This window comes from Acinetobacter sp. F16, assembly GCF_052712855.1.
Genome location: NZ_JBRATK010000026.1, coordinates 1 through 6,516, shown reverse-complemented (window position 1 = coordinate 6,516; position 6,516 = coordinate 1). Strand labels below are relative to the sequence as shown.

Below are 6,516 nucleotides of genomic sequence, written 5' to 3'. Positions count from 1 at the left end.
GCGTGACATGTTGGAAAATTTAATTTTAGAAGGGAGATATAAGATATTTTAATTGAATAGATGAGAAGAATGAAATATGTACATCAAATGAGGACACACCCTAATAGGTTATATTGATGAAAGTATGGTTAAGCGCTGAATTAAGTAAAGACGTTTTAACTGAAGAGCAAATTCTACAGGAATGTAAAGCACGTAATGCAGCTGTTGATACCTTAAACCTGAGGCTAAATGATAAATTCTATAATATTCCATTAAATAGTTGGGATTGTATAATCATTATAATGGGTGAAGATAGTTTTGAAGAAAGTATCTACTATTCTATTAAACGCCAAAATATGGATTTCCGCTTAAGAATAGATCCGGCGACCTTTAAGGCTACCGATCACTTAGGACGAAAGAAACTTATTTTTTCTATGCTTTTAAAAAGTTTAAATTTATTAAAAATTAAGTTTGAAAAAGTTCGCCTAAAACTTAATTCAAAAGTTTTTGAAGAGCTAGGGCGTGTCATCAATTAACTTGAGGAAACCCACCTTGTCCCCATTATATTTTTATGACTAAACGCTATGCATTAAGAGATGATCAGTGGGAACTGATTAAAGATCTGTTACCTGGACGAATAGGTGCTGTTGGAGTAACGGCCAAAGACAACCGACTATTTGTTGAAGCGGTATTGTATCGGTATCGTTCAGGTATTCCGTGGCGAGACTTACCAGAACGCTTTGGTGATTTTAGAGTCGTACATACCCGTTTTAGCCGTTGGGCTAAAACAGGTGTGTGGCAGAGAGTCTTTGAAGTGCTGTCACATGACAGTGATAATGAATACGCCATGTTAGACTCCACTATTGTACGTGCTCATCAACACAGCGCTGGGGGGAAAAAATCAGGCGATTGGACGCAGTAAAGGTGGCTTAAGCACCAAAATTCATGCCCGGACTGATGCTTTAGGCAACCCGACAGGATTTTATCTCACTGATGGGCAGGCCCATGACTTAAACGGTTCAGATGTGTTGCTGGACTTATCGTTGAGCCAGACCTGGCTTATGGATAAAGCCTACAACTCCAGGGATCGGGTCATTGATCCAATTTTAGAGGCGAAGGGTCAGGTTGTGATGCCAGCGAAAAGTAATTCTATTGATCAGCGTGATTATGACCGACATCTCTACAAGGCAAGACATCTGATCGAGAACTTTTTTGCCAAACTCAAGCAGTATCGTGCTATTGCCACACGCTATGATAAATTGGCTCAAAACTTCTTATCAGCGATTTATTTGGCTTCAACAATCATCTGGCTTAATTGATGACACGCCCTAGAAAGACTTAAAGATGATGTGTTAAATATTGCAAAAGAAGAAAGTTGGAGTTAGACATTTAATTTGAATAAAAATATAAAATTTTTGAGCACTCATTTAATATAAAAATATTTTTTAATATTTAAACATCCGTTTTAACTCGTTAATTATTAAAATAAAAAAACCTAAAGAAATTAAATATTTTTAAAAATAGAACCTTTAAAAACAAAAATGCCGGCATTGAGCCAGCATTTTGAGAGAAGCTAAATATTTAGCCTGCTATAACACCACCGTCCTTGCGAGTGATGACCACGGTTGCAGAGCGTGGCCGAGAGGTGGCAGACGAGTTGGTCTGTGAAGCTGGCCAATGACTGCTTGGTTTGTTGTAGGCCGGGGAATCTTCCCCAGGATGCTGGACATTGATGAAAATGGCCTTATAGTCCGGTGTCATGGTTACACCTGTAATCTCACAGCTTTTTGGACCCGTCAGGAAACGAGCTAAAGTCTGATCTGTGACTTGAGCACCGACAATAGTTTCCTGCCCTGAAGATGTGGTCGTTCGAGTACCGTCTCCAACTTTACCAGGCAGCGCAGCCAGCATCATACAGTTGGTGGTATCGGTATAAGCGCCATCATCAGTCTGAATCCAGAGTACTCCGCGAGGGTCAAACCACATACCATCTGGCGAAGATAGGTCGTTATTATCATTTAAGCCCGACAGGTTGATATTCTGTGCCATTTTGGCCTCAGCACCAAATAGATAAATATCCCATTTGAACGTTATAGCTGTCGTCGTATCTGCATCTTCATGTAAACGGATAATATGACCATTCACATTGCCTTTGCCACCTTCAGGATCGTTATAGTTACGTGGATTGGCTGCATCTAATGCATGTGTGGTACCACGGTTAGAGTTATTGGTCAGCGTAACATAGACTTCTCCATTCTCAGGATTGACCGCAACCCATTCTGGACGGTCCATTTTAGTCGCACCTACACTATCTGCTGCTAGGCGAGCAAAGGTCACAACATCTGCCTGAGAACTAAAAGGATAGGCACTGTTCAGCTGATTTAAACCATTAACGCCGTAGCTCAGCTCGATCCATTGACCGCTCCCGTCTGCATTGAATTTAGCAACATAAAGCTTACCAAGATCCATATATTTATCACCTGCAGCGTAACCGCCATTACGATCTTTTTCGCTCCATTTATAGTCAGACACAAACTTATAAATATATTCCCCACGTGAGTCATCACCCATATAGAAAGCCAAGTTTTCATCTTCACGGGCACGACTGGCGCGGCAATCCTCATGAGCAAAGCGACCCAAGGCAGTGCGCTTAACCGGATCCTGTCGGCTATCAAAAGGATCAATTTCTACGATCCAACCAAAAGTATTGGGGCCATTGCGGTAGTCATTACCTGCATCATCGGCAGTAACATCTGCACTCCATCGGTCATAAAGATCCTGAGCTTCAATTGTACCTACTGCGGATTCCCAGCCATAACGTGAGCTTGCACCTGCTTTTAAACCATAGCGTTCCAGAGCAATTTTTTCTTGGGGCAGGCGATTATCATCATCCAGGGTGTTACGGACAAAGTAGCCAATAAAGTTTTCTTCAGCGGTAAGATATGTGCCCCATGGAGTATAGCCATTACCACAATTGTTATGGGTACCACGGGTTAATTTACCGTCAGGTGAGAAACGTGTAGACAGCAGGGCAGAGCCACTCGCAGGTCCTGCAAAGCTCATGACCGTTGAAGCAGTAATACGGCGGTTAAATACCGAATTTTTAACAATTTCTACTTTCTGGCTAGTGCTGTCTTTTTTGATATGAACAATTGAAACACCGTGTGCATTGGTCTCACGAATGACTTCATCTTCAGGTCGGCGACCATCAACTTTTGTTGGTCCCTGAGGATGTAAAAAAGTTGCATTAATATATTCATGATTCATGACCAGCAGACCATGTTCAGCCACCATCGGATCATAACGACCAGTGCTCAGGTTCAGACCAAAATAACTCATTCCGTCATGACAGTCACCAGAACGGAACTGAAAGCTTGGACCGTTCGGGATATTGTTATCGTCCCAGTCAGGATAGGCAGGATGAATCGAGTCACCCATTGCATAAAGCACATTAGCTTCATAGCCTTCCGGCACTGTTACTATGTCATTTAAATTTTTGGCTACAGGCGTGAAACTAAGCTGTTCTGGTTTTTGATTTGGATCAATAGCCGGTGGATTTGGTCCTGTTTCTGCTGGTGGTGGATTGGAGTCATTATCCTCCCCGCAACCAGTCAATGAAGAAGCCAGTGCCAATGCTGCAGCCCCACTTGCAGTCTTTGCAATCAAGTCACGACGTGACATAGATTGTTCTAGAATATCCCGAAAATGATGATTGTCTGAAGTATTATTGTCCAGTTCCTGATTTTCATCATAAGGTAGGTAATCTGTCATTGTTTTAATCCCACAACTAAGGTTTGGTTGTTTTAAAGTCAGGAATAAATTAGCAATTAAATATGACGAAAAGGTGAAGATTTTATTTCATAATAATTACATAAGATATTAATTTATATATGTAAATTAAATAAAAAAAAGCCCCACGGAGGAGGCATTTTTTCTTCTTTAAGCTATTTTCAGACGCCGCTTTTCCAGAAATTTTCCTGCCATTAAACCTAGCTCAAATAGCAACCACATGGGTACAGCCAGCATAATCATGGACAGGGCATCAGGGGGTGTCACAAACATGGCCACAAAAAAACACCCCACCACAATAAAGCGTCTTTTTTCGACCAAGGTCTGTGTGCTCACCACACCGATTAGAATCAGTAACAGGGTAATAATCGGAATTTCAAAAGTAAATCCAAATACCAAAAATAGTTTTAAACAGAAGGCCAGATAACTGTTGATATCGGTCATGGGCGCGACAGTCTCAGGGGATACGCTGATAAAAAAATGAAGGATAGAAGGTAAAGCGATTAAATAGGCAAAAGCAATACCAGCATAAAAAAGGACAACACTGCTGATGAATAGGGGTAAAGCCAGACTTTTTTCTTTTGCATATAATGCCGGCCTAATAAAAACCCAAAGTTGATACAAGATAAAAGGCATTGCAATGAGTAAAGCAATAAAAAAGTTCAATTTAAACGGGGCCATGAAAGTCGCAGTCACATCTGTTGCAATCATGGTAGAACTTGCCGGTAACTGGGCACGCAAGGGCTCGGATAACAGCTGATAAGTATGCGTCGCAAAGGGTAACAGACAGAAGAATAGTCCAATCAGTATCCCGACAATCTTGAAAAGATGCTTGCGCAGAATCACTAGGTGCCGGGTAATCGGCATTTCTTCTAGCTGAATGTTCTGTGGATCGCTACTGGCTTGAGTCGAGGGTAAAGTACTCATACGGCTACCTTGATGTCAGGATATTTTTTTTCTTGCTTGGTGACCTGATTAGGCGGAGTTAAATGAACCGGAGAAACTGGTTGATTGACCAGTTGATAACTGGGCTGAGTTTCTATTACCGGCTGTTCTGAAATTTTTGTGACCGGCTCAAGTGGTGTATTGAGATCAACCATTTGTGCCTGCATTTTGGCTTCCAGTTCCTGAATACGTTTCAGCTCGGATTGCATTTGCTCACGTAGTTCAGACAGACGTAATTCACGGTCAAGATCATTTTGTATATTGCTGACGGTTCTTTTAATTTTAGTGGACCATTTACCTATAAAACGAACTGCCTCAGGTAGCTTATCTGGTCCGAGCACTAAAAGTGCAATCACCCCAAAGGCCAGCAGCTCAGTCATTCCAATATTGAGCATGACAATACCTTAACTTTTGATTGAATTCTCGCTGGCTTTAACTTCAGCATCAATAGTGCGGGGCTGTTGAAGTTTTGCTGCTTCAGCTTCTTCTTCACGCACAGATTTTTTAAAGTCCTTGATTGCACCGCCGACATCTTTGCCCAGATTTTTAAGTTTAGAGGTGCCAAAAAGTAATATTACGACGATTGCAAAAATCAGTACGTGCCAAATTGATAATCCTGCCATATTGTCCTCATTGCATATTTTTTAATTTATGGACTTATCTCAACATGAATAAATGACAAAGCTATGACGTTTTGATGGCAGTTTGGAGACAGGAATGGAGAAGGGAAATTTACAATGAGCTATTAAAAATCAATACGAAGTTAGTACTGGAGTGATTCTAGCGTTAAAGTATGATTTTTCATTTAGTCAATCAAATAGTTAGTCATCTATAGCGAACTTAATATTTAAGAAAACTTGCAATTAAAGCTCTCAGTCATTTATCTATATGAATGAATTTATTACTTATTTAACTGATGTTTACCTAAAGTTTAGTTCATATTTAAAATTATATTTAATTAACAATAATTTTAATAACTTAGGCGATTAAATTACTAGTTTGTAAAATCCTTGGTTCATGAACCTGGTTAAATACATATATTTTTCGACTAAAAATGTCTTAAGAATATACTAAATTTGTCTAGGAGAGTGGTGGCAGTCCACCACTAATTAAAAGGTGTCTACAAAATCAGTGGCTATTCAATAAGTGTAGTTTAGTATTTGGCATAAAATATTATGCTGAGGCTAGGGTTTTGATAGCTACGATTTCTGTTTGGCTTTTTGGCGTAAGACATACAAATATAAGCTTTCTACTTTTTCACGTGCCCATGGTGTGGTACGTAAGAATCGCAATGATGATTTAACACTTGGATCTATGCAAAAACATCTAATTTCAATTTTACGATTTAAGCCTTCAAAGCCACCGTAGTAATCCAATAATTCATCCAAAATGTCAGCAAGTTTTTTGCCGTGTAAAGGGTCATTAGAGGTGTTCATAATAGATAGATCAACCATATTTTGGGAGGTCATTATTATAACCTGAGCTAGTTAGAAAATGAGAGGGTTGGAATTTAAAGGTAATTAACATAGAAAATTACAGCTTATCTTCCTATTTACAACAGTGCTGATGCATAAAATATTTCAAACAATTAATAATTCAAAGAAAGGTTTTTAATATATGCTACCTTTAAAAAGCTATAAGAAAACGACCTCTTTGAAGTGCGCACTATTTAACATAATCTATATTATACGAAATTCAAGTGTTAGAACCCATTTAAAGTGTCTATATTCTCACCAATAAAAATGTCTAGTTTATGATGGTTTTTATCACCATGGACTGGATATAAAATATAGATGCTGATCA

General features: G+C 39.4%; 7 protein-coding genes. 2 read left to right on the top strand and 5 right to left on the bottom strand.

Annotated features, from left to right (window positions below; translation table 11 throughout):
* Window positions 1-116: 116 nt before the first annotated feature.
* Together ACU0NF_RS11715 and ACU0NF_RS11710 are read left to right on the top strand one after the other, a co-directional pair.
* A complete protein-coding gene (locus ACU0NF_RS11715) occupies window positions 117-515 on the top strand; it encodes an Imm44 family immunity protein (RefSeq protein WP_445661229.1) in 399 nt (132 codons plus the stop codon).
* A 35-nt stretch (window positions 516-550) separates the two neighbouring features.
* Window positions 551-1,298, top strand: a protein-coding gene (locus tag ACU0NF_RS11710) for an IS5 family transposase (protein ID WP_373683706.1) whose coding sequence is annotated in 2 segments (ribosomal slippage) — window positions 551-882 and window positions 881-1,298 — 750 coding nt in all. Because the reading frame shifts where the segments join, the coding sequence is not laid out codon by codon here.
* A 262-nt stretch (window positions 1,299-1,560) separates the two neighbouring features.
* Here ACU0NF_RS11710 and ACU0NF_RS11705 read toward each other — a convergent pair.
* The 5 genes from ACU0NF_RS11705 to ACU0NF_RS11685 all read right to left on the bottom strand — a co-directional run bounded on the left by ACU0NF_RS11705 (window position 1,561) and on the right by ACU0NF_RS11685 (window position 6,149).
* Window positions 1,561-3,750, bottom strand: coding sequence for a PhoX family protein (locus ACU0NF_RS11705; RefSeq protein ID WP_445661228.1), 2,190 nt, complete (start codon window positions 3,748-3,750; stop codon window positions 1,561-1,563).
* A gap of 168 nt (window positions 3,751-3,918) precedes the next feature.
* Window positions 3,919-4,695, bottom strand: coding sequence for a twin-arginine translocase subunit TatC (tatC, locus tag ACU0NF_RS11700; RefSeq protein WP_445661227.1), 777 nt, complete (start codon window positions 4,693-4,695; stop codon window positions 3,919-3,921).
* The gene (gene tatB / locus ACU0NF_RS11695; RefSeq protein ID WP_445661226.1) at window positions 4,692-5,108 is read right to left on the bottom strand and encodes a Sec-independent protein translocase protein TatB; all 417 of its coding nucleotides are present in this window, start codon (window positions 5,106-5,108) and stop codon (window positions 4,692-4,694) included. The genes tatC and tatB overlap by 4 nt, the downstream gene beginning before the upstream one ends.
* Before the next feature lie 9 nt (window positions 5,109-5,117).
* A complete protein-coding gene (gene tatA / locus ACU0NF_RS11690; protein WP_445661225.1) occupies window positions 5,118-5,336 on the bottom strand; it encodes a Sec-independent protein translocase subunit TatA in 219 nt (72 codons plus the stop codon).
* Window positions 5,337-5,912: 576 nt separating this feature from the next.
* Window positions 5,913-6,149 carry a VF530 family protein gene (locus ACU0NF_RS11685; RefSeq protein ID WP_067724253.1) on the bottom strand — a complete coding sequence of 79 codons (237 nt, stop codon included), beginning with the start codon at window positions 6,147-6,149 and terminating at the stop codon, window positions 5,913-5,915.
* Between the last annotated feature and the right edge of the window lie 367 nt (window positions 6,150-6,516).

Bases quoted from the DNA above. Each gene is read 5' to 3' on its own strand.
- ACU0NF_RS11715 (WP_445661229.1), top strand. From the start codon at position 117: ATGAAAGTATGGTTAAGCGCTGAATTAAGTAAAGACGTTTTAACTGAA.
- ACU0NF_RS11705 (WP_445661228.1), bottom strand. From the start codon at position 3,750: ATGACAGATTACCTACCTTATGATGAAAATCAGGAACTGGACAATAAT.
- tatC (WP_445661227.1), bottom strand. From the start codon at position 4,695: ATGAGTACTTTACCCTCGACTCAAGCCAGTAGCGATCCACAGAACATT.
- tatB (WP_445661226.1), bottom strand. From the start codon at position 5,108: ATGCTCAATATTGGAATGACTGAGCTGCTGGCCTTTGGGGTGATTGCA.
- tatA (WP_445661225.1), bottom strand. From the start codon at position 5,336: ATGGCAGGATTATCAATTTGGCACGTACTGATTTTTGCAATCGTCGTA.
- ACU0NF_RS11685 (WP_067724253.1), bottom strand. From the start codon at position 6,149: ATGAACACCTCTAATGACCCTTTACACGGCAAAAAACTTGCTGACATT.